Source organism: Spirosoma pomorum (assembly GCF_054776615.1).
In genome coordinates, this window is the sequence record NZ_BAAHBP010000037.1 from 498,097 (window position 1) to 519,454 (window position 21,358).

Below are 21,358 nucleotides of genomic sequence, written 5' to 3' on the forward strand. Positions count from 1 at the left end.
ACACCATCCTGCTTACGAGGTTTCAGATTTAACCGAGACTTAATTGAGGCCCTATTTGGGCATCGCTTTCAGTTTTTCCATATCAGCTTTTGACTTGTCGATCAGCTTCTGCGCGTAATTCCGCAGCGTTTCGTTTTTACCGAATTGCAGGTAGGTGTTGGCCAGGTCGATAGCATCCTGCCGTTGTTCCATCAGTAAAGTCGAGAAGTTTTTATCCAGATCACTCGTCAGCTTGTCGTTAGCACTGGCTGCCTGCTGTACTTTCAGCATAATTGCTTCAATATTCTGACTCTGCTTCTGCGTAAAACCCTGGTTTGGTCGCGAGGGCTTGATCTGTCGCATGGTATTGTTAATCAGATCCATGTCAGCCTGCGTAGGAGCCGTCAGGTCTTTAGCCATCTGCATCAACGCGGTATCTTTACCACTCTGCGCTTCGGCTTTCAGCAGATCGAGTGTGCCCTGCGTGTGAACTTTAGCCTGTAGCGCGTAGTCAAAGTCTGGATCACCAGAGGCCGCCAGGTTTTTCAGTCGGCTAGCCATTTGCTGCATCGGTTTCAGCAGCGGTTCTTTCGCCGGATCGCTGGTTGCGGTTACACTGGAGGTAGCCGCGCTGGTTGTCGACTGAGCGCAGGCACTCAGCGAAACACTAGACAATAAGGCCATGGACAACCAGACAGAAAGGGTGAATTGAAGCGTTTTCATCGATTATGTTGTGCTTAGTGTTGGTTCGAATTCAGCCGAAGCTGTTACGTATCTAAGACAATAATCTGAGCGTATGGTTTAAGGATTTTCTAAATTCCTAAACCTGAAAGGTGGGGGAACGAATAAAATTCGGAGTAACCCGGAATAAAAGCATAGTTGTGGTAAAGTCTTTAGCGCTGAATGCAAGCGTTTTTTACAAGGTCCTGAGCTCAGGAGAAAGCCTTATGATTCGAAATCTTAACAGTCGAACACGCTAGCCCCAAGGCGTCGGATTGAGTATAGTACGGGTAAAAATGACCAGCAGTGTAAACAATTTTATACCTGTCGGGCTTGATACTTACTTGTAAACAGCGGTACTGATCTGCGTTGAAGTAAGTCGGTACTTCATCATTTATAGACTACCGTTTTCCTCGGTCATTTTAAGAAAAAAGCAATCTATCAAGCCTTTTGGGTTATTCTCCGGTGGACTGGATTTACGATTTGCCGAATTGGCTCTTTTTTGTCTTTTGCTGCGGCACTACGGTCGTCTTCTCATTGGTGGGGCTGGTAGGACTCCGCCCCTGGGTAAGGCGAATCGTTACTGACTCTGCTGAACACAACGATTTGGTGAGCTACTTTCTGGGCTCGTCGGGCGTCGTGTATGGCATTCTGCTTGGCTTAGTAGCGGCTGGCGCCTGGAGTAATTTTCAGGCTTTATCAAACCAGGTCGATGAAGAAGCAACGATCACGGCCGCGCTCTATCAGGATATGGCTACCTACCCGGTTGCTTACCGACAGGCTTTCCAGGTTGAACTTCGGGCGTACGTTGAGTCGGTTATCCGACAGGACTGGCCGGAACATCATCAGGGTAAGGTACCCCAGGAAAGCAGTAAGATTTTACGTTCGTTCAAGAACCATCTATTTGCCTTTATCCCAACCAATGCCCGGCTTCGGGTTGTGCATGAGCAGGCAATCAACCAACTCAATGAGCTACTGATTGCACATCGACTGCGATTGCGGGGGGATCAGGCCAATTTGCCGCAGTTGTTATGGTGGGTCATCGTACTCGGTGCTGTTATCAACGTAGCTATTTCCTGGTTTTTTGTGTCCGAAGACCTGACGCATCAGGCAATACTTACTGCGTTGATTGCCTTTCTGCTGGGTTCGCTCCTATTTTTGACAGCAGCGATGGATAATCCCTTTCGCGGTGGATTCAGTGTTGATGCGAGCGCATTTGAGTCGGTACTCTACGAAATGGTCACGTATTGAGCAGGAACTTGGCTCTGTCTAGTTCAAGGATCAAGTCTAGAATGTTGATGATAGGATCGTACAACGTTCTGCATCACTGATTTTTTTACTGGTTACGGAAAGAATATTACGGATACAACGAGCGCCAGGCCTCGCTTGGGTAGCTTGCCTGGCGCTCGCGCTAAGTTAATTCAGTACGGATTGGCTTACAGCCGGATGATCTCCGCGCCGATGGCGTTTAGGCGAGTATCGATATTCTGGTATCCCCGGTCGATCTGTTCGATGTTATCGATAATGCTGGTGCCCTGCGCTGACATAGCCGCGATCAGCAGAGATACCCCCGCCCGGATATCCGGCGATGACATCCGGATGCCCTTCAGCGGCATCTGTCGGTTCAGGCCAACGACCGTAGCGCGGTGTGGATCGCAAAGAATAATCTGCGCACCCATATCGATGAGCTTGTCAACGAAGAACAGGCGGCTTTCGAACATTTTCTGGTGAATCAATAATGTTCCCTGCGCCTGTACTGCCGTGACGAGCACGATGCTCAGCAAATCGGGGGTGAAGCCCGGCCAGGGCGCATCGGCAACGGTCATCATACCACCGTCCAGGAACGTATCGATCTGATAGTGATCCTGCGCAGGAATGTAAATATCATCGCCCCGGAACTCCATTTTGATACCCAGTCGCATAAACTGCTCGGGAATGATACCCAACTGAGGAATCTGGCAATTCTTGATCGTGATTTCTGATTGGGTCATGGCCGCCATACCAATGAACGAACCAATCTCGATCATGTCGGGCAGCATCGTGTGTTCGGTACCGTGTAGCTCTGAAACGCCTTCGATGGTGAGCAGGTTGGACCCAACGCCCGAAATTTTGGCGCCCATCGAGTTAAGCATTTTGCTTAGCTGCTGGAGATAAGGCTCGCAGGCCGCGTTGTAGATAGTCGTCGTTCCTTCGGCCATAACAGCCGCCATCAGAATATTGGCTGTACCCGTTACCGATGCTTCGTCGAGTAGCATGTACGCACCGCGAAGGTTGCTGGCATCGACCTGGTAGTACCCACCGTCGTTGGGATCGTAATTAAACTGAGCGCCCAATTTTTCGAAACCCAGAAAGTGCGTATCCAGGCGACGACGACCAATTTTATCGCCACCGGGGCGAGGAAGCCGGCCTTTTTTGAAGCGGGCCAGCATTGGCCCCAGCAGCATTACTGAACCGCGCAGGGCAGCTGCTTTACGTTTATACGTATCAGATTCGAGGTAATCCAGGTTAACGTCAGAGGCCTGAAAGCGGTAAGCACTTTCGCCAATCCGAGTAACCCACACGCCCAGATCGCCCAGTAACTCAATGAGTTGGTTGACGTCCCGGATACTAGGAATATTATAAATCGTGACAGGTTCCTTCGTCAGTAAGACAGCGCAGAGAATCTGCAGCGCTTCGTTCTTCGCGCCTTGCGGAATCAGTTCGCCTTTGAGCTTCCGGCCACCGGTAATTTGAAAAGATGCCATTGGGAAAGTAGCGTATGCGTAGCTAAAAAGTGGTTAAGTTGGGTTTAACGACGACGACGGTCGTTATTCCGGTTTGCACCAGGATTATCGTTCCGGTTCCGATTGTTCGGATTGTTGTTGTTTCGGTTATTCCGATTGTTCGGATTGTTGTTATTACGTCCGCCGAAATTCCGGTTGTTATCGTTGCCCGAGTTGTCGTTGCGGTTTCGGTTGTTATTCGGCCGTCCCTGATTGTTCCGAGCGTTATCGTTCCGATAATGACCACCCCCCACGCGTTGCGGTTGAGTGTGATCGCCGGTACGTTCGCGGGGCGTCGATTCAACCAGCCCCTGTTCGCGAATCAGGCGGACATCGTCGCCCAGTTTACCGTTCGAGAGCTCAACCAGACTTTGATAAATGGTTTCGTCTTCTACCGACTCTTTGTTCCAGGCCTGGTAGAATGTTCGCATCAACCGAACCAGGTACGAAACGAAAGCCCGGCGTTCGTCGCCCTCGTCTAGTGCGACCGCCTTGGCAATCAGCAGATCGACGTTACGGCCAAAGTGTTTGAACTTCAGGTGATGCGTGTTGTAAGGAACCCGCTGGGGTTTTTTGCCCAGTGCTTCCTCCGACGGGGGAGGATAGGGGCTATCAACGTCCAACGTAAAATTAGACATGATGTAAAGGTCGTCCCACAACTTGTTGTAGTAGTCCTGCCCATCCTTCATGTTTGGGTGAATCTGCCGCATGAGCTCAATCAGGATGTGTGCGTACCGAGTACGTTTCTCCCGATCGGCGATGTTGACCATGTTGTCAACCAGCTTTTGTATACTGCTGCCGTATTCTTTCAAGGGGTATGCAGGCTTAATGGTAAAAGGCAAAACTACAAACATTCGGGCCAAAATCCGCAAGCAAAGGCTTGTCCGAACGGAACCAGATTGTTGTTGGTCATTGTTCGATGGGACTACTTCGGTCGATTCGTATGCCGACCGGATTAGGAAAAATCTATTTCCCTTGTGGAATAATACTAATTTGTTAAGGTATATGTTTCGGTTTTTACGCGCCTACCGTTCCGAGCTTGTCGACACGCTGCGCTTGAGTGTCCCTATCGTGATTGCCCAGCTGGGGGTTATTCTAATGGGTGTCACCGACAACCTGTTTGTAGGGCGTTTATTGGGAGCAATCCCACTGGGGGCGGCCGGTTTGGCTACTTCGTTATCGTTTCTAATGTCAAGCATCGGCGTGGGTGGATTAGCCGTCGTAGCATCGCTGGTGTCGCAGGCAAACAGCCGTCAGGATATCGTTGGTGTGAAGCGCTTTTTCCGGGCAGGCCTGTGGGTGTCGTTGCTATTTAGTATTCTGTTCGGCGGATTGTCAGTCCTACTGGCTTACCACTTCGAGTTGTTTGGCCAATCGGCAGAAATTACGGTTCCGGCCCGGGAGTTTATGCTTATACTGACTGCCTCGCTAATGCCGCTGCTAGTATTCGTTGCCGCTCGCCAACTCGCTGACGGACTCCGCTTTCCACGGGTAGCGATGGCCATTACGTTGTCGGCGCTGGTACTGAATGCGTTTTTTAATTACGTATTGATCACTGGCTTTGGCCCGTTCCCAGAATTAGGGCTGATGGGATCGGCGTTCGCTACGCTGCTGTCCCGTGTTTACATGGCCGTGGCCATGCTGGTGTACGTTTACCGGTCGGCTCGTTTTAAGCCGTTCCTGCTGGCGGTGTCAACGGCTGCAATTTCCGTTCGCGATGATATTCAAACGATACTGAAGCTGGGCGTGCCGGGTGGCTTGACGTTCTTCTTTGAAGTGGCTACGTTCTCCCTCGCGGTTGTTATTGTGGGATGGCTGGGTGAGAATCAACTGGCTGCTCACCAAATCGCCATTAATGCCGCTTCTGTTACGTACATGATGGCAACCGGAATTTCTTCGGCGGCTGCTATTCGGGTTGGAGCGGCCATTGGGCGGGGAAGTCAGTTCGAAGCCCGGCGGGCGGGGGTAGCGGCTTGCTTATTATCGGTTAGTTTTATGAGCGTAGCCGCCGTTCTTTTCCTGACAGCCAATGAATGGCTGGTATCGTTATACATCCGCGATAATCCGGCCGTAGCTTCGATTGCTGCTACGTTGGTCCTGATGGCGGGTATTTTTCAACTTTCCGACGGCATTCAGGTCGTAGGTGTTGGCGCACTTCGGGGGCTATCAGACGTGAATGTACCAACCTTGATTACCCTGTTTTCGTATTGGGGGGTGGCGCTACCGCTTAGTTACGTATTAAGTATCCCGTTTAAGCTCGATGCCATCGGTGTCTGGATTGGACTGCTTATGGGCCTGACGATAGCGGCTATACTGCTTACCTGGCGCTTCTTCCGGCGGGTACGTAACGTGTCGGCCTTGGTGGATACTCAAAGCACGAAACCAGTTGACTACACTACACCTTTGTCCATATAATCACGGACGATCAGCGCATCCGATCCCGCAATTCTTCCCGCGTTGGGCGCTCGGCCGCTAGTTCGTAGCTGATGCCCTCTCGGTCCAGGTGGTCCACGAAGGCGGAGTAATCGTCTCTTTCAACCGTAAATACGTACCAGCTTCCGTAGGGTTCGTTGAATAGTTCAATTTCTGTTAGATTGACCAGCTGCTGAAGTTTCCGATACTGCGCTGGCTCGAGGGAATCCTGCCGAATAAGAAAATACCACATAACCTTTGTTTAGCTAATAAAACATGAAAGGCCGCCCAACAGTTTGCTGGGCGGCCTTTCATGTTTTACTCGATTCGTTCACCCGTCGTTTATTTATTAACGGCGAGGATATAATCAGCCAGAATCAAGCCGGCTTCGTTTAGATACGGATCTTTCTTTTTCTTGTTCGCATCTTTTTTGTTCGCATCGGCTGTCGTTGCGTCGCTGTCATCCGTTTGAGCCGACGACATCTGCGATACTTTGTTGGCCGCTGCCCGTTTGCGTTCTGCTTCTTCGCGTTCTTTCCGGCGTTTCGACTCTTGCAGCGATACAACCGTGTTTTCTTTCGCTTTCTTGAAATCAGCCAGATCCTGCGCTAACTGCTTCAGTTCCGGATCTGATTTCAGACGTTGATCGAAACGATCCCGGAGACGGCTCAGGATCTTATCGTTCAAACTAGAAGACAATTCGTACCGGGTCGAGCTAATCTGGTCCCAGGGGAGCGCGCTCTTCTGAGAACTTTCGCCGTATTCTTCCGCCGAGAATGCTGAAGGGAGCTCAATGTCCGGCGTTACGCCCCGATGCTGGGTGCTGCTGCCGTTGATCCGGTAAAACTTCTGGATCGTCATTTTCACCTGACCTACTTTCTCGGGTTCTTTTGGTAACCACTGATTCAGATCAATCAGCGTCTGTACGGTACCCTTACCGAACGTCTGGCCACCAACAATAACGCCCCGTTTGTAATCCTGGATGGCTGCCGCGAAGATCTCCGAGGCTGACGCGCTAAAGCGGTTAACCAGCACAGCCATTGGACCCGAGTACGCTACGTTACCGCCGTCTTTATCCGAATATACTTCGGTTTCACCCGACGACTCCTTCACTTGAACCACAGGACCTTTCGGAATGAACAGACCCGTCAGATCAATCGCTTCGGTCAGAGAACCACCGCCGTTGTCACGCAGGTCAATCACGATACCCGCTACTTTCTCGGCTTTGAGCTCGTCAATGAACTTGCGAACGTCGCTGGTTGTGCTGCTGAATCCTTCTTCGTGCTTGCGTGCACCGTCAAAATCCCGGTAGAACATTGGAATGTTGATTACCCCGATTTTGAGCGTCTTGCCATTGTCTGTTACATCAATAACTTCTTTTTTGGCGCGTGATTCTTCCAGTTTGATCTTTTCCCGAACCAACCGGATCTCCTTTGGTGGGGCACCCGCCAGCGCGTTGGGCGATACGACCTGCAACCGGACAACCGTACCTTTGGGACCTTTGATCAGCTTGACCACTTCGTCAACCTGCCAGTTCATGGTGTTTACCATAGCGCCATTGTCCCCCTGTGCCACACCCGCAATCTTGTCGTTCGTTTTCAGCAGGTTGCTTTTGAACGCAGGACCACCGGGCAGTACGTTGGTGATTTTAATATAATCACCGTCTTCCTGCAGCATGGCGCCAATTCCTTCCAGCGACTGACTCATTTCCTGATTGAAGCGATCAGCGTTGGACGGCGAAAGGTAGTTTGTGTGCGGATCAAGCGCTTCAGCAAACGAGTTCATGTACATCTGGAATACCTCCGGGCTTTTGAGCCGGTTGATGGCTTTGTCCAGATTGCTGTATCGCTGCGTCATCGTTGCCGTCACTGCGCTATCGGTGCGGTTACCCAGTTTGAGCTCCAGCGCCTGATTCTTCAAAATCTTGCGCCATAAATCATTCTGTTCCTCGATACTCTTAGGCCAGGTCGCTTTTTCCCGATCCGTATTGAACGTCTCGTCCGCTGTGAACGTAAAAGGCTTCTTCAACTGCTCCTTAACGAACGCGCTCCGCTCCTGATACCGCTTGCGGAATACGTTGAAAAGGTCGTAGGCAGCCGTCAGATCGCCGTTTACCAGGGCGTCGTCGATCTGATACCGGTACTTCTCGAACGAGGATACGTCCGACGCCAGCAGATACGTTTTGCTGTTATCAACCTCTTTCAGATAGTTGTCCCAGACGACCGACGATAGTGAATCGTTCAGGCGTACCTTCCGGTAGTGGTAGGTGGTCAGCAGCTTGGCCACTAACGTTTCGACTTTCTCCTGCGAAACAGAAGGCTTCAGTTCATCCGTCACCGATTGGGAGGAAGATACCGTCCGTACGGGAGCGCCGTCCGACGGCAGGTCCGGCTGAAAGCTCAGCATCAGCACGGGTACAAGGGTCACCAGATATTTCTTCATCTACACTACCCAGATTTAATGGCGAAAGAATGAAAGGGTGAAAGAGCGATGTCTAACCGTCAGGAGAAAAGACGATCAGAAATCGCTCTTTCGCCCTTTCATTCTTTCACTCTTTATTGTTTAACAATATCAAGCAATTCTACATCGAACACCAGCGTTGAGCCGGGTTTGATGTCCTGGCCTGCACCCCGATCGCCGTAAGCCAGATCCGACGGAATGTATAACTTCCATTTGGAGCCGACGGGCATCAGTTGCAGCGCTTCTGTCCAGCCTTTGATTACTTCGTTAACACCAAACTCGGCGGGTTGTCCCCGTTCGACAGAACTGTCAAACACTTTCCCATCAAGCAGTTTGCCCGTATAATGTACTTTAACCCGATCTGTTGCGGTTGGTTTAGCACCAGTTCCCTCTTTTTCAACCGAGTACTGCAACCCACTGGGGGTAGTTACTACACCAGCCTTTGCCTTATTCTCCGTCAGGAAGGCCGTACCCACTTTCTTGTTTTCTGCCGAAGCTTTCATCATCTCTTCGTTACGTGCAGCGTATTGCTTCTGCGAATAGGCCTGTAAAAGCTGACCCGCCTGATCCATCGATATCTGCGTTTTCTGACCTGCCAGCGCATCTTCTAAGCCTTTCGTCAACAGAGCATTGTTCAGATCGGTCATACCTTGCTGCTTCAGGTTCTGCGCCATGAACAGACCGATGCTATAACTAATAGAATCCTGTGAGGATTTGATTGCTGCGCCAGACGATTTAATGGTGGTAGCGGAGGTTGCTGGAGCGGCTGGTTTGGCTGCGGTTGATCGGGCAGTAGAGGTTGACTTGCTCGTAGCGGGCTTCTTTACTTGCGCCGAAACAGTACCGGCTAATAAAACGGCTGAGGTTACACCAGCCAGCGTCCATTGGTTAAACTTCATGCGAACAAAAAGAACGGGGTAAATAGACTAAAGTTAGTTTATTGATAAAACGTGAATGGATAGCAGAAAAGTTTGGTAAACTTAGATTGCTGTAAAATTTTGTCAAATAAGACATTGGAATTGACCCCGCAACGTGCTGGAAAGGAGTGCCGTATTTTCTGCTGTTAAACCTAACAAAACCATATCATTAATGAGCATTTGGTGCCTGTAAAGCCTACCAAATTTTGATGAATGGCAATTACGCTTTTCCAGCGGTCATAATGGGCAATGTTGCCTTACCTGAAAAGTAAAAAATCCTCATCTTATTCGGGTGACAAACAAAATTTTATCCAATTTTAATCGTACCTTTGCGGCCTAAAACCAATCGTTTAAAATCGTTATAAACATATGGAATCCGTAAGACCCGACGAGATATCTGCCATTCTGCGCCAGCAACTGGCTGGGACCCAGACCGAGGCTGAACTCGAAGAAGTCGGTACGGTGCTGCAAATCGGCGATGGCGTAGCGCGTATCTACGGCTTGTCTAAAGTGCAGGCCGGTGAATTGCTGTCGTTTGACAACGGGCTTCAGGCAATGGCCCTGAACCTGGAAGAGGACAACGTGGGAGCTGTATTGCTCGGCGATTACTCTGAAGTCAAAGAAGGTGATACCGTAAAACGTACTGACCAGATTGCCTACGTAAACGTGGGTGAAGGTATCCTAGGCCGCGTCGTTAACACGCTGGGTCTGCCAATCGACGGAATGGGCCCGATCCAGGGTGAACTGTTCCAGATGCCGATGGAGCGTAAAGCACCGGGTGTTATCTTCCGCCAGCCCGTAACGGAGCCTATGCAGACAGGTATCAAGGCTATCGACGCCATGATCCCAATCGGCCGTGGCCAGCGGGAGTTGATCATTGGTGACCGTCAGACGGGTAAAACCGCTGTGGCTATCGATACGATCATCAACCAGAAAGAGTTCTTCGACAAAGGAGAGCCTGTCTACTGTATCTACGTTGCCTGCGGACAGAAAGCATCGACCGTTAAGCAGGTTGAAGCGACGTTGCGTAAAGCAGGTGCGATGGATTACACCGTAATCGTATCAGCGAACGCATCTGATCCATCGCCAATGCAGTTCTTTGCGCCGTTTACGGGTGCGGCCATTGGTGAGTATTTCCGTGACACGGGCCGTCCAGCACTGGTTGTTTATGACGATCTGTCGAAACAGGCGGTAGCTTACCGTGAAGTGTCACTGCTGTTGCGTCGCCCACCAGGACGGGAAGCATATCCAGGAGACGTGTTCTACCTGCACAGCCGTCTGCTGGAGCGGGCTGCCAAGATCAACTCAAACGACGAGATCGCCAAGAATATGAACGACCTGCCACCAAGTCTGAAAGACAAGGTGAAAGGTGGTGGTTCGCTGACGGCGCTTCCAATCATCGAAACGCAGGCGGGTGACGTATCGGCTTATATCCCAACGAACGTAATCTCGATCACCGACGGTCAGATCTTCCTAGAGTCGAACCTGTTCAACGCCGGTATTCGTCCAGCTATCAACGTGGGTATTTCGGTATCGCGGGTAGGTGGTAACGCCCAGATCAAGTCGATGAAAAAAGTAGCTGGTACGCTGAAACTCGACCAGGCGCAGTTCCGGGAGCTGGAAGCCTTCGCGAAGTTCGGTTCTGACCTGGATGCATCAACTAAACTGACGATCGAACGCGGTCGCCGGAACCAGGAGATGCTGAAACAGCCTCAGTACTCACCAGTACCCGTTGAGCAGCAGGTTGCTATTATCTACGCATCGACCAACGGTCTGCTCGATAAAGTACCGGTTAACAAAGTGAGAGCATTTGAAAGCGAGTTTGGCATGGTGCTAAACGCCCAGTATCCTTCTGTACTGAGCGATCTACGTGCCGGTAAACTAACCGACGAAGCCACCGCTACACTGAAGAAAGTAGCGGCTGATCTGTCGGCAAACTACTAAGAATAAGGTTCGGTAACCGTCGGCCAGTGAGCAAGCTGGCTGACGGCTAATCCACAACCAACAACCACCACGAATGGCAAGCCTTAAAGAAGTACGCGCCCGCATTTCGTCGATCAACTCGACGCAGCAGATCACCAAAGCCATGAAAATGGTGGCGGCTGCCAAGCTGCGCCGGGCGCAGGATAATATCACGCAATTGCGGCCATATGCGCAGAAACTAGGCCAGATGCTGAGTACGGTTTCGGCAGGGGCAGAAACGGCCCAAGAAAGTCCGTACAAACAAGGTCGGAATATTGATCGGGTCCTGCTGATCGTCATTACGTCGGACCGCGGTCTGTGTGGGGCATTCAACACGAACGCGATTAAAGCCGCGCTGTCGCTGATCGAAGAAAAATACGCGTCGCAGGCTCGGTCGGGTAACGTTGAAATTATGGCCATCGGTAAGAAGGGATCCGAAGCTTTCCAGCGCCGTGGCTTTAAAGTCAACACGAATTATGTCGATGCTTTTGGCTCACTGAGCTTTGCGAACGTGCGGCTGGCGGCTGAAGAGGCTATGGCTGGCTTCGTAAACGGTAGCTACGACGTAGTCGAACTCGTTTACAACGAGTTCAAAAACGCGGCTGTTCAGATTGTTCGGACGGAGCAGATGCTGCCTATCGTATCGGCTAGTCCGACGAATCAGGCCGCAGTGACGAGTTCTGCCGTTAATTATATCTTCGAGCCTTCGGAAGAAGAGATCATTACGGAGTTGATTCCAAAAACGCTGAAAATCCAGTTATACAAAGCCGTACTTGATTCCAACGCAGCTGAACACGGCGCTCGGATGACAGCTATGGACAAGGCTACCGATAACGCCGGTGAATTGCTGAAAGCGCTTCGTCTGGTATACAACCGGACGCGTCAGGCCGCTATCACGACAGAGATTCTCGAAATCGTAGGTGGTGCTGAAGCATTAGCCAGCGCAGCGTAGTAAGCCGCAGACCATATAGGAAAAGCCACTATCGAACCGATAGTGGCTTTTTTGTTTTGAGTGCATCATTTGCTAATTCTACTGCGTACAGGCTTACAGAAGGATGACTGTTTAGCCGGTCTATGGAGCTGCCAAACAGCTGTTAAAAATCATTAATTTGACGTAGATCCAGTAATAGTTTATATTGAGCCGACGTTACTCATATAGTATCTGCTCTGTGAGTGGTTATTGTCTGGTAGTCAGGTGGTTAACTCTATGTATTTTACGTAGAATGCCTTCCTGCACAGGAACCAATGAAGGCAATATATAGTTATTTAGTTGTCATATACGAACGGGCGATTTCATAGCGTTACCTATTCGGTTTGATCCTAAAATGCTTAAACAAACACATGAAACTCAATCGCATAATTAGCAGTCTATTTATCGTCGGTACGCTGGCGTCCTGCGCCCCCGCTATTACGGTTAAGTACGACTATGACCCTAAAGTAAACGTACGTCAGTTTTCGACGTACCGCATCGAAGCCGACCGGCAACGTAACGCCGATCCAATTGTGGGTAGTAACCTCAATCAGCGTCGTATCGCTGATGCGTTAGACGTGTCGTTGAAAGCACGTGGTTACAAACCAGTAACGCAGGGTGAAGCTGATCTGGTGGTCCGGTTCTTTACGGATTCGAAAGATCGCCAACAGGTTCAATCGAACGGTATGTACTCGCCTTATTCCTGGTGGTACGGTGGTATGGGTAACAATGTATACTCCCGCCAGTACGAAGAGAACAGGGTTGTTGTCAACGTAATTGATTCGCGCTCAAACGATATCGTTTGGCAGGGTTGGGCAACGGGCCAGCTGAACAACCGGAACAAAGAGCGTGATCGCGATCAGGCATTTCGCGAAACGGTAACGAGTATCATGAAGAACTTTCCGGAAAGTGCTGGCCAGGATTATGGGGCAGCTCGGTAAGTAATTGCTGAACTGAAAAATGCCTGCTCATCCAGTGATGTGCAGGCATTTTTTGTTTTATAAGTTGTCATTTAGCTTCCGAAATAGCGCTTTTCGAGACTAAGGCGTAGCCTGACGGGCAAGCCAGCCCGTTGTACCATCTGACTTCCGAATCAGATCAAACCCATCGAATGCGCCCAGTATGTCGATGGTGGTTCCGACTGACAGCGTCTCTTTTGCCGCAGCTAGCGGGTTCGCTTCATCCAATAGATTACGGGCTGTCGCCAGCGTTTGCTGACGTAAAGGACGGCTGATTGATTCCAGCGTAGCCGTGGCCACGTAGCCTGTTAACCCATCGGGTAATTCGACGCGCGGCCAGGCGTTGGTACCCCCGATGATTTGAACGGTAACAGACCGTGGTAACTCCCGGATAATAGCGGCATCGCTGCTGGGGGCGATGCGGACAAACGAGCGAGCGACCGATACACGCGCTGACGTTCCCAGTCGGCCATCGGCCATCAGGACCTGCCGCGCTGGACCACGTCCTTGCCGGATAAACGGTAGGGGGTCGGTAGCGCCCCCACCAAATTCATAAATGCCGAAATGCAGATGCGGTCCGGTCGTGCGAGCATTACCCGTATTTCCCACAAAGCCGACCGTATCGCCAATAGCTACTCGTTGCCCGTTTGTTACGTTCCAGCGGTCGAGGTGCGCGTAGTACAGCCGGATGTTCCGGTCGTTGTCGGCCAGGAAAACGACGTTACCGCCTAACTGATTCGTGGTAACGTTCGAGATCGTGCCGTTGACGGCGGCTACGGCTGGCGTACCACGGGGGGCAAAGATGTCCACGCCCTCGTGTCGCCGTCGTCCTCCATCACGGGCAACGCCGAAGAAACTGCTTATCTGACGGCTGTCCCGTCCTTTAACCGGGAAGCTAAGAGCAGGTTCGCGGGTGACGGAGATCGTGAACTGACCGCTACGTAGTAACTCGGGTTGTACCCGGATCAGGTAGGTCTGCGTACGACGAGGTTCCCAGGCTAGTACGTTAGTATCCGCTTTTGAGGAAGCTAGGAGATTCGTTCGTCCCCGCTCATCTACGCTGAATACATCAATAAAAACCTGGGCGTCACGACTACCCTGCGTCTCTGCTTTGATCAGCATTTTGTCGCCACGTTGGGCATCTAGTCGGTAACCAACGGCAAACGCTTTCTCCGCGGAGAAATAGCCGCTTTCTCGATAGGGGATCGTAATCTTGAGCGAATCGCGGAGCGCCCGTTCGCTGGCTGTCAGCCAATCAGCACCTAAGGCTGTCCTGTTAAGTTTAGCGTCTTTGAGAGACTGCCCGTATTGTTCGTGCGGTGATGCTGACCGGAATAAGGTTGTGGCAGGGCCAATACCCGTACAGGCATTTAACAGGAAAATCAGGCCACTGATGATGGGTAACCGACAGAAAAACTTGTCTGGCATAAAGCGTATAAAATGCTGACTGAATCTATGAGAATAGGAAAGAGTACCTGGGTGCTTCGACGGGAATTGACCGGAACTCTCTACTCAAAAAACGACAGATACCATAAAATAGTTATGTCCTGACTCACAGACTTCTCCGTCAATCAGGACATAAAGGAACTTGGGGCGTCCGAAGCGGCTAAGCCCGCTGGCTGCGTGTTGTAAAGAAATAGACAGGTATTCCCAGCCCCGCGATAAGCAGACCCATGCCCGTGTTGAACGTTTTCGTGTATAGCAGAATCCCACAAATCGTCAGTCCGGCGAGTATGTAAAGCGCAGGTACTACCGGATAGCCAAAGGCACGGTAAGGACGCTCCGCATTGGGTTCCTTACGGCGTAGGACAAACAGTCCTCCAATGGTTACGATATAAAAGCAAAGCGACGTAAAGGTACAGTAGTCGAGTAGGTCGCCGTAGGTTCCTGACAGGCAGAGCAGCGATGCCCAGAGACATTGCAGCCACAACGCCCGACCCGGTACCGCATTCCTGTTTAGATGCGACGCCTGCTTCAGAAACAATCCATCCTGCGCCATCGCATAGTAGAGCCGGGCACCAGCCAGAATAAGCCCGTTGTTGCACCCAAAGGTGGAGATCATGATCAGGCCCGCCATAATGGCAACCGCTACGTTCCCGAAGATGGTTGATACAGCAGCCGTAGCGACTCGATCGGCCTCGGCGAATTGAATTCCCCGTCCCAGGATGTCCGTTGCCATGGGTGAGCCTTTCAGTGGCAGGAGGGAGAGGTAAGAGATATTCGCCAGGAAATAAATGGTCGTAACCAGGAAGGTCCCCAGAAACAGGGCCAGTGGAATATTCCGGCGCGGATTTTCGATCTCCCCGGCAATGAACGTAACGTTATTCCAGGAATCGGCTGAAAATAGTGAACCCACCATCGACGTACCAAACGCCAGCAGAAGCGCGACGCCAGCCAGCGGGACAACTGAACCATCGGTAGATGTACTGGTCGCTGCCCAGGCATCGGTCAGGTTTGTGGACAGGAGCCCTGTTTTCAGGCCGAGGGTAATACCAATGATGATGAGGCCAACTAGGGCAATGATTTTTGTCGACGTAAAAACGTTCTGAATCAATTTGCCACTTTGAACGCCCCGGCTATTGAGCCAGGTCAGCAGAACCAGGCTACCAATGGCAAAGAGGGATCCTAACGTAATTTTGACGGGACCGAGCGCGAGCAGTACGTTCTCGGGACCAAGTGCCGGGAAAAACACGGCGGTGTATTTGGTGAAGGCTACGGCCACGGCAGCAATCGTGCCGGTCTGAATAACCGTAAAAACTGTCCAGCCGTAGACAAAGCCCGTGAGTGGGCCGAACGCGCGCTGGATGTAAATGTACTGACCGCCCGCTTTGGGCATCATACCGGCTAGTTCACCATAGCTGAGTGCCGCGGCTATGGTCAGCACACCCGTCAGCACCCACAGCGCCAACAACCAGCCTGACGAACCCAGGTTACGGGCCATATCGGCCGAGACGATGAAAACGCCGGAGCCAATCATGGTTCCGGAAACAATGAGCGTAGAATCGAGGAGACTTAACGAACGTTTAAACTCAGTTTTTTCTTCCAGGGTTGCTTGCACAGCATTTGGCGATTTAAAGGAATAATACGCCAATAAGCATCTAGGTGGCTAGAAATGCAAATAAAGTTTGGTTAGCCGTCGAAGTAGTCAGCGGATTTCGATCTCGTCAACCATAAGTTGTGCTTTTCGTTCGGGGTAACGCAACCCAGCCGGAACAGTGCCTACATTGCGAGCAACAACTCGAACGTAACGGGCAGTCGTTGGACTGAATGAAAAGGGCAGCCGGACAATAGCGCGCTTGCCTCCTTCAGCTGCATTAGTATTGGTCGTTACTACCGAACGAAATGTTTTTCCATCCTCGGAAACGGCAATGTCGACCATGTTGGATAGACAGACGTTCTTGGCTGTGTATTTCAGGAAACCAACCAGGACTGTTTTGACCGGTTGAGTTTTTCCCAGATCGATGACAGCGCCAAAGTCACCAGAGAAAGAAACCACATCCGCTACTTCATATCCCCCCATACTAGCCACCGTGCCGTCGGTAAGCATGTTGCCTTTATCCGGACGCCCCGCGGTTGCCGGATAGAGCAACGTATAGGACTTGCCGGTTGCCAACGAAATCAGGTATTCTTTTCGAACTTTAGCTGGTTGGCTCAGCGGTGTCCTATCCCGAAAGGTAGCGGCCCGTACGGTTGTCGACTGGTTGAGCGGGAAGGGTTTTTCGTAGCGGGCGGACTCGCTTGAGGGAACAGTACCGTCGGTCGTGTACCGAATGACCGGAGCCAGAGAGTCGGCGGTCAGCGAAACCAGTACGTTGCCGTCTGTTGTTGGTTTGGCCGAGGGCGTTACGTCCAGTATTGTTCGCGAATAGTTAACGCGGAGAGCCGACAAGCGGTCGAAATGATGCAGTAGCCGCGCTTTAAAATCGTCGTAATTTTTCAGCGCTGGCGCTGTCCAGGATACCTCGGCCAGGGCTGCCGCCCGGGGCCAGACGGCGTAATCAACTTCATCCGAATTGGCCAGGTACTCGGTCCAGACGTTTCCCTGCGTCCCCAGGATATGACGAGCCTCGTTCGCGGATAAATTATCGGGTGTTGGGTTGTAGGAGTACACCATCGAGAGGGGTAACGAACCACCGAAACCCAGCGGTTCCTGACCCGGATCGCCCTGGTAGTGATCCAGGTAACAGAACTGACCCGGCGTCATGATGACATCGTGGTTCTGCCGGGCGGCCTCAAAACCGCCCTTGGTTCCCCGCCAACTCATCACCGTCGCGTTGGGCGAGAGACCTCCTTCCAGAATTTCATCCCAGCCGATGATCCGGCGTCCTTTGCTGGTTACAAACTTATCGATCCGGGTGATGAACCAGCTCTGGAGTTGGTTTTCGTTCTTTAGCTTATAGCGCTTCATCAACTGCTGGCAAAACGCGCTTTTCTTCCAGGCTACTTTGGGACACTCGTCACCGCCGATATGGATGTACTGGCTGGGAAAGAGGGCCATTACTTCTACCAGCACGTCCTGCAATAGCGAAAACGTTTTTTCAGTGGGACAAAAGACGTCGTTGAAAACGCCCCATTTCGTTGCTGTCTGATACGGACCTGGAGCGCAGGCCAGTTCGGGGTAGGCTGCTAAGGCCGCAAGTGCATGACCCGGCATTTCAATTTCGGGTACTACGTTGACAAACCTGGTAGCCGCGTACCGAACGACTTCACGCACCTCGTCCTGCGTATAAAAACCGCCGTATGGTTTGCCGTCAAAGACCTGCGGGTCGTAATCGTCATAATGGCCAACTAACGTTTCGCGCCGTTGCGCACCAACCTGCGTGAGTTTCGGGTATTTTTTGATTTCGATTCGCCAGCCCTGGTCGTCGGTCAGGTGCCAGTGGAAGTTATTGAATTTGTGGAGCGCCATCAGATCGATGTAGCGCTTGATGAACGACACGGGAAAAAAGTGTCGGCTTACATCAAGATGCATGCCCCGATAAACGTAACGCGGCTGATCCTGAATACGGCAGGCCGGTATACGCCAACCCGGTAACAGATTCGTACCCAGTGCAAGGGTATTTCCCAAAACAGCCGGTGGAAGAAGCTGGTAGAGAGTTTGAACAGCGTAAAAAAAGCCTTCGTTTCCCGCCGACTCAATTGTAACCTGTTTGTCCGTTACGTCCAGGCGGTACCCTTCTTTGCCTAGTGTGGCATCAGTGACTGTTCGAAATCGAATCTGATTGTCAGACGAGGCCTGTCCCGCTGCGGAACCCGCGTCCTGAACTAAAATACCCAGACCGCTGGTGCGATTAAGTTGAGACGCGAACGTATCAGCAACGGCTTTGAGCGCCCTCTGGGAAAACGGAACCGTGATGACTGTGCTCCGGGTGAGGACGAAAGCGCCGGTACGAGGGTCAAGCTGAGCCGGACGCGGAATAACAGCGTACTGATTGGCGGGTTGACTCAGACCGGAGCAGGCAACGCAGCACAGCAGTACGAAAAAGAAAAAGCGGGTGCGCATAACGTCACGGCTAAGACTAGGCTGTAAAGTCCAGGTTGGGAATCAAGGTTTAATTCGTCAGCACTTTGGGACCTTCCCGGTTGATTTCGGATACGTAGGCTTCGCTGGTGATACCGACGGACAGGAAAGCCTGCTGCATGGCAGCCCCGACTTGTTCAGCGGTTTCTACGTTCCTACTTAGGGCGAACATTGATGGACCTGAGCCGGAAATACTACAGCCCAGCGCGCCGTTATCCAAAGCTGCCTGTTTGACCTCGTTAAACTCCGGAATCAGAATGGCGCGTACCGGCTCAATGATGACGTCAACCAGCGACCGGCTGATGAGGTCGTAATCAGGAGTCATCAAGCCCGCAATCAAGCCCGCTACGTTTCCCATTTGCGTAATGGTATTTTTCAGCGAGACTTCGTTTTTTAGAATGAAACGGGCGTCTTTGGTATTAACCTCAATGTCCGGGTGAACAATGGTACAATACAGTGACGCTGGTGTCTCGATACGAATGACGTCCAGGGGCTGGTAGCTCCGTACAACGACAAAACCACCCAGCAGTGAAGGCGCTACGTTGTCGGCATGAGCTGAACCACAGGCAATCCGTTCGCCTTCCATGGCGAATGGCAGCAGTTTGATCGTGGGAAGTGGCCGATCAAGTAGCTCGTTGATAGCAAAAACACCAGCTACTGCACTGGCTGCGCTGGAGCCCAGACCGCTGCCCAGCGGCATCTGCTTGTGCAGCACTACATCAACGCCTACGTCGGTGCGGCCAATATGTTTCAGGTACGTTTGGATAGCGATGCCAGCCGTGTTCCGCTCCGTCTCGCGCGGCAGCCGACCCTCGTCGCCGATGATGTCAATAATACGAACACCGGGTTTATCGCTGGTGGTCAGCGTAATCTGATCGCCGGGATTGGCGACCGCAAAACCGAATATGTCAAATCCACAGGCTACGTTAGCAACGGTGGCGGGGGCAAATACACTGATGGACTTCACGATGGGCAAAAGCAATGAAGGAAAAGGCAAGTTTAGCGGTTTCGGGTGGGATTAGCAATGAACGAACAGTCAACACCGCTGCTGTCTTCTGCCGTTAGTTATTCAGCTTAATTTCTTCCTGCTCCAGCTAGGCAGCGGTATTGAACGTTTGGCTGTATGATGTCTCATGCACCAGCGGCTACAAGAGAAAGGCTACCGAGACTGGCTGAGTTGACGAATCGGTTCCATGGTTGGTAAGATAGGTCATGCATGAACGCTTAACCCAGGCGTCTTACTAACAAGCTATTAACTAGTTCAAATAAGGCCGTTGGCTTCACCGTTCGCCACTGGGGTAGATCCAGTGTTCCCCCAAAATTGATGTAGTAATCGAGGTGGTATTTTTTCCATTCCTGCTGGATAAACTCGGGCGTATGAATAGCTGCAATCCAGCCATCCTCTACGTCTTCAAACCACTCTTCATAGTACGAATCGTCGGAGCCGTGAAAATTGAGAACATTCTCAGCAATGAGAACGAAGTATTTAATTTCCTCATTCACAAGTACATCCACGACCTGTCGCTTCAGATACATGATGTCGTTGTGCAACGTATCATTCCACTCGCCGAATAACTCAATGACCGCAAACTGCCGGTCGTAGTTGGCGTAAAGAATCTTGCAGTAAAGGGTTTCTGAGCCGATTTCATCCCAAAGTGGATGAATGTAATACCCATATATGTCGTTCTCGTACGATTGCATATTATACTCTCGTTCGTGGAACGGCGACCGGTCATCTTCTGAAGCTGTGTAATACTTCTCCCAGCCGTAGAATGGTTCAATATCCTGCATACTAGTTCAGATAAAATAAGGAACAGATACCGTACGGTTGCTGGTCTGCTCTACTTATGACAACGCACGAGCTTACCCGCTTGTTGGATACGTCTAAGATACAAAAAGTGGCCCATATCTGAGCCACTTTTTGTACGAGGATTAGAAGTAAAAAAGCAACGAATCAAGGATTGCTCAACTGCCCTGATAACGTACGTAATGCTGCCGACAGACCTTCCAGACGAGAGGAGATATCCCCCTCAGCGCCCATCAGGGTGCTGAACTCCGCTGTTTGTGTCGCCAGCGTATCAAGTAGTTGGCCGAGTTCGCTACTGTTAATCTGATCGCTTTTCAATTGCGTTTTCACCTGCTCCAGCGAGGTCGTGATGTCGGTTGCGTTATCGGCCTGGTGCAGTTGCTGCAACCACTGGTCCAGGATGCCTAAACCGCTCTGGGGCGTTTCGGTTGCCTTGTCGCCTTCCAGAAGGGCCATTGTTGAATCCAGTAGATCGGTTGATTCTTCGTGTGTAAGCATATCAGAAGTTATTACTGAATGTGCGGAGTACGTCAGCCAGTTTTTTTATCTGTACTGACGTGGGATTATCGACTGTAGGCTCGTTAGCTAGCGTGGCCGTGTGACGGGCCATGTTGAGAAGCAAATGACGGGCCTGTTCGGGATCAGGTGATCCTGATTTTAATAAATCGCGTAATGTACCTACTTCCGCCAGAATCCGCTCGGCACCAACGTCGCCGGGAAGCGCATTGAGCCAGCCTTCCAGCAGGAGTACTCCCTGTTCGGGAGTAACGTTGATCGTTGTTCCATCCCCCAGCAAACCAAGGGTATCGGTTAACATACGGTGTTCGAGTGATGTGTTTGCTTCCATTGTGTAGTGAATTTAAAAACTGACTTAGCCTCAAGACGGAGG

The 21,358-nt window shown here is 51.3% G+C and carries 18 protein-coding genes; 5 read left to right on the forward strand and 13 right to left on the reverse strand.

Translation table 11 applies throughout. The features are described from left to right. Positions 1-51 precede the first annotated feature (51 nt). Complete coding sequence (locus tag ACYVAD_RS23190; protein WP_461141922.1) at positions 52-702, reverse strand: DUF305 domain-containing protein; 651 nt, start codon at positions 700-702, stop codon at positions 52-54. 462 nt (positions 703-1,164) lie between these two features. Between ACYVAD_RS23190 and ACYVAD_RS23195 the strand changes: the two genes are divergently transcribed. After that, complete coding sequence (locus ACYVAD_RS23195) at positions 1,165-1,950, forward strand: bestrophin-like domain (RefSeq protein ID WP_461141923.1); 786 nt, start codon at positions 1,165-1,167, stop codon at positions 1,948-1,950. Between the two features lie 185 nt (positions 1,951-2,135). Here the strand turns inward: ACYVAD_RS23195 and murA are convergent, their stop codons facing one another. Together murA and ACYVAD_RS23205 are read right to left on the reverse strand one after the other, a co-directional pair. Beyond that, positions 2,136-3,443: a UDP-N-acetylglucosamine 1-carboxyvinyltransferase gene (gene murA / locus ACYVAD_RS23200; RefSeq protein WP_461141924.1), complete on the reverse strand. Its 1,308-nt coding sequence runs from the start codon at positions 3,441-3,443 to the stop codon at positions 2,136-2,138. A gap of 44 nt (positions 3,444-3,487) precedes the next feature. Further along, positions 3,488-4,273, reverse strand: coding sequence for a DUF4290 domain-containing protein (locus tag ACYVAD_RS23205; RefSeq protein ID WP_461141925.1), 786 nt, complete (start codon positions 4,271-4,273; stop codon positions 3,488-3,490). Positions 4,274-4,466: 193 nt separating this feature from the next. Between ACYVAD_RS23205 and ACYVAD_RS23210 the strand changes: the two genes are divergently transcribed. Next, positions 4,467-5,876: an MATE family efflux transporter gene (locus tag ACYVAD_RS23210; RefSeq protein WP_461141926.1), complete on the forward strand. Its 1,410-nt coding sequence runs from the start codon at positions 4,467-4,469 to the stop codon at positions 5,874-5,876. Between the two features lie 10 nt (positions 5,877-5,886). Here the strand turns inward: ACYVAD_RS23210 and ACYVAD_RS23215 are convergent, their stop codons facing one another. The 3 genes from ACYVAD_RS23215 to ACYVAD_RS23225 form a co-directional block, all read right to left on the reverse strand. After that, positions 5,887-6,126, reverse strand: coding sequence for a hypothetical protein (locus ACYVAD_RS23215; protein WP_461141927.1), 240 nt, complete (start codon positions 6,124-6,126; stop codon positions 5,887-5,889). 89 nt (positions 6,127-6,215) lie between these two features. Next, complete coding sequence (locus tag ACYVAD_RS23220) at positions 6,216-8,315, reverse strand: carboxy terminal-processing peptidase (RefSeq protein WP_461141928.1); 2,100 nt, start codon at positions 8,313-8,315, stop codon at positions 6,216-6,218. 113 nt (positions 8,316-8,428) lie between these two features. Beyond that, the gene (locus ACYVAD_RS23225; protein WP_461141929.1) at positions 8,429-9,232 is read right to left on the reverse strand and encodes an FKBP-type peptidyl-prolyl cis-trans isomerase; all 804 of its coding nucleotides are present in this window, start codon (positions 9,230-9,232) and stop codon (positions 8,429-8,431) included. Positions 9,233-9,619: 387 nt separating this feature from the next. Between ACYVAD_RS23225 and atpA the strand changes: the two genes are divergently transcribed. The 3 genes from atpA to ACYVAD_RS23240 all read left to right on the forward strand — a co-directional run bounded on the left by atpA (position 9,620) and on the right by ACYVAD_RS23240 (position 13,123). Continuing rightward, a complete protein-coding gene (gene atpA, locus ACYVAD_RS23230; protein WP_461141930.1) occupies positions 9,620-11,194 on the forward strand; it encodes a F0F1 ATP synthase subunit alpha in 1,575 nt (524 codons plus the stop codon). 73 nt (positions 11,195-11,267) lie between these two features. After that, positions 11,268-12,164, forward strand: a complete 897-nt coding sequence (gene atpG, locus ACYVAD_RS23235) for an ATP synthase F1 subunit gamma (protein WP_461141931.1) — start codon at positions 11,268-11,270, stop codon at positions 12,162-12,164. A gap of 389 nt (positions 12,165-12,553) precedes the next feature. Beyond that, positions 12,554-13,123 carry a DUF4136 domain-containing protein gene (locus ACYVAD_RS23240; protein ID WP_461141932.1) on the forward strand — a complete coding sequence of 190 codons (570 nt, stop codon included), beginning with the start codon at positions 12,554-12,556 and terminating at the stop codon, positions 13,121-13,123. Positions 13,124-13,222: 99 nt separating this feature from the next. Here the strand turns inward: ACYVAD_RS23240 and ACYVAD_RS23245 are convergent, their stop codons facing one another. From ACYVAD_RS23245 to ACYVAD_RS23275, 7 genes are all read right to left on the reverse strand, one after another. Then, positions 13,223-14,569 carry a peptidoglycan DD-metalloendopeptidase family protein gene (locus ACYVAD_RS23245; protein WP_461141933.1) on the reverse strand — a complete coding sequence of 449 codons (1,347 nt, stop codon included), beginning with the start codon at positions 14,567-14,569 and terminating at the stop codon, positions 13,223-13,225. A 178-nt stretch (positions 14,570-14,747) separates the two neighbouring features. Continuing rightward, a complete protein-coding gene (locus ACYVAD_RS23250) occupies positions 14,748-16,199 on the reverse strand; it encodes an APC family permease (protein ID WP_461141934.1) in 1,452 nt (483 codons plus the stop codon). Between the two features lie 87 nt (positions 16,200-16,286). Next, entirely contained in the window at positions 16,287-18,644 is a 2,358-nt protein-coding gene (locus ACYVAD_RS23255; protein ID WP_461141935.1) for a glycoside hydrolase family 20 protein, read from the reverse strand. Positions 18,645-18,693: 49 nt separating this feature from the next. Continuing rightward, positions 18,694-19,629, reverse strand: a complete 936-nt coding sequence (locus tag ACYVAD_RS23260; RefSeq protein ID WP_461141969.1) for a homoserine kinase — start codon at positions 19,627-19,629, stop codon at positions 18,694-18,696. A gap of 257 nt (positions 19,630-19,886) precedes the next feature. Then, complete coding sequence (locus ACYVAD_RS23265) at positions 19,887-20,453, reverse strand: hypothetical protein (protein ID WP_461141936.1); 567 nt, start codon at positions 20,451-20,453, stop codon at positions 19,887-19,889. Positions 20,454-20,616: 163 nt separating this feature from the next. Beyond that, entirely contained in the window at positions 20,617-20,967 is a 351-nt protein-coding gene (locus ACYVAD_RS23270; RefSeq protein ID WP_461141937.1) for a hypothetical protein, read from the reverse strand. Position 20,968: 1 nt separating this feature from the next. Beyond that, a complete protein-coding gene (locus ACYVAD_RS23275) occupies positions 20,969-21,316 on the reverse strand; it encodes a hypothetical protein (protein ID WP_461141938.1) in 348 nt (115 codons plus the stop codon). Positions 21,317-21,358: the final 42 nt, after the last annotated feature.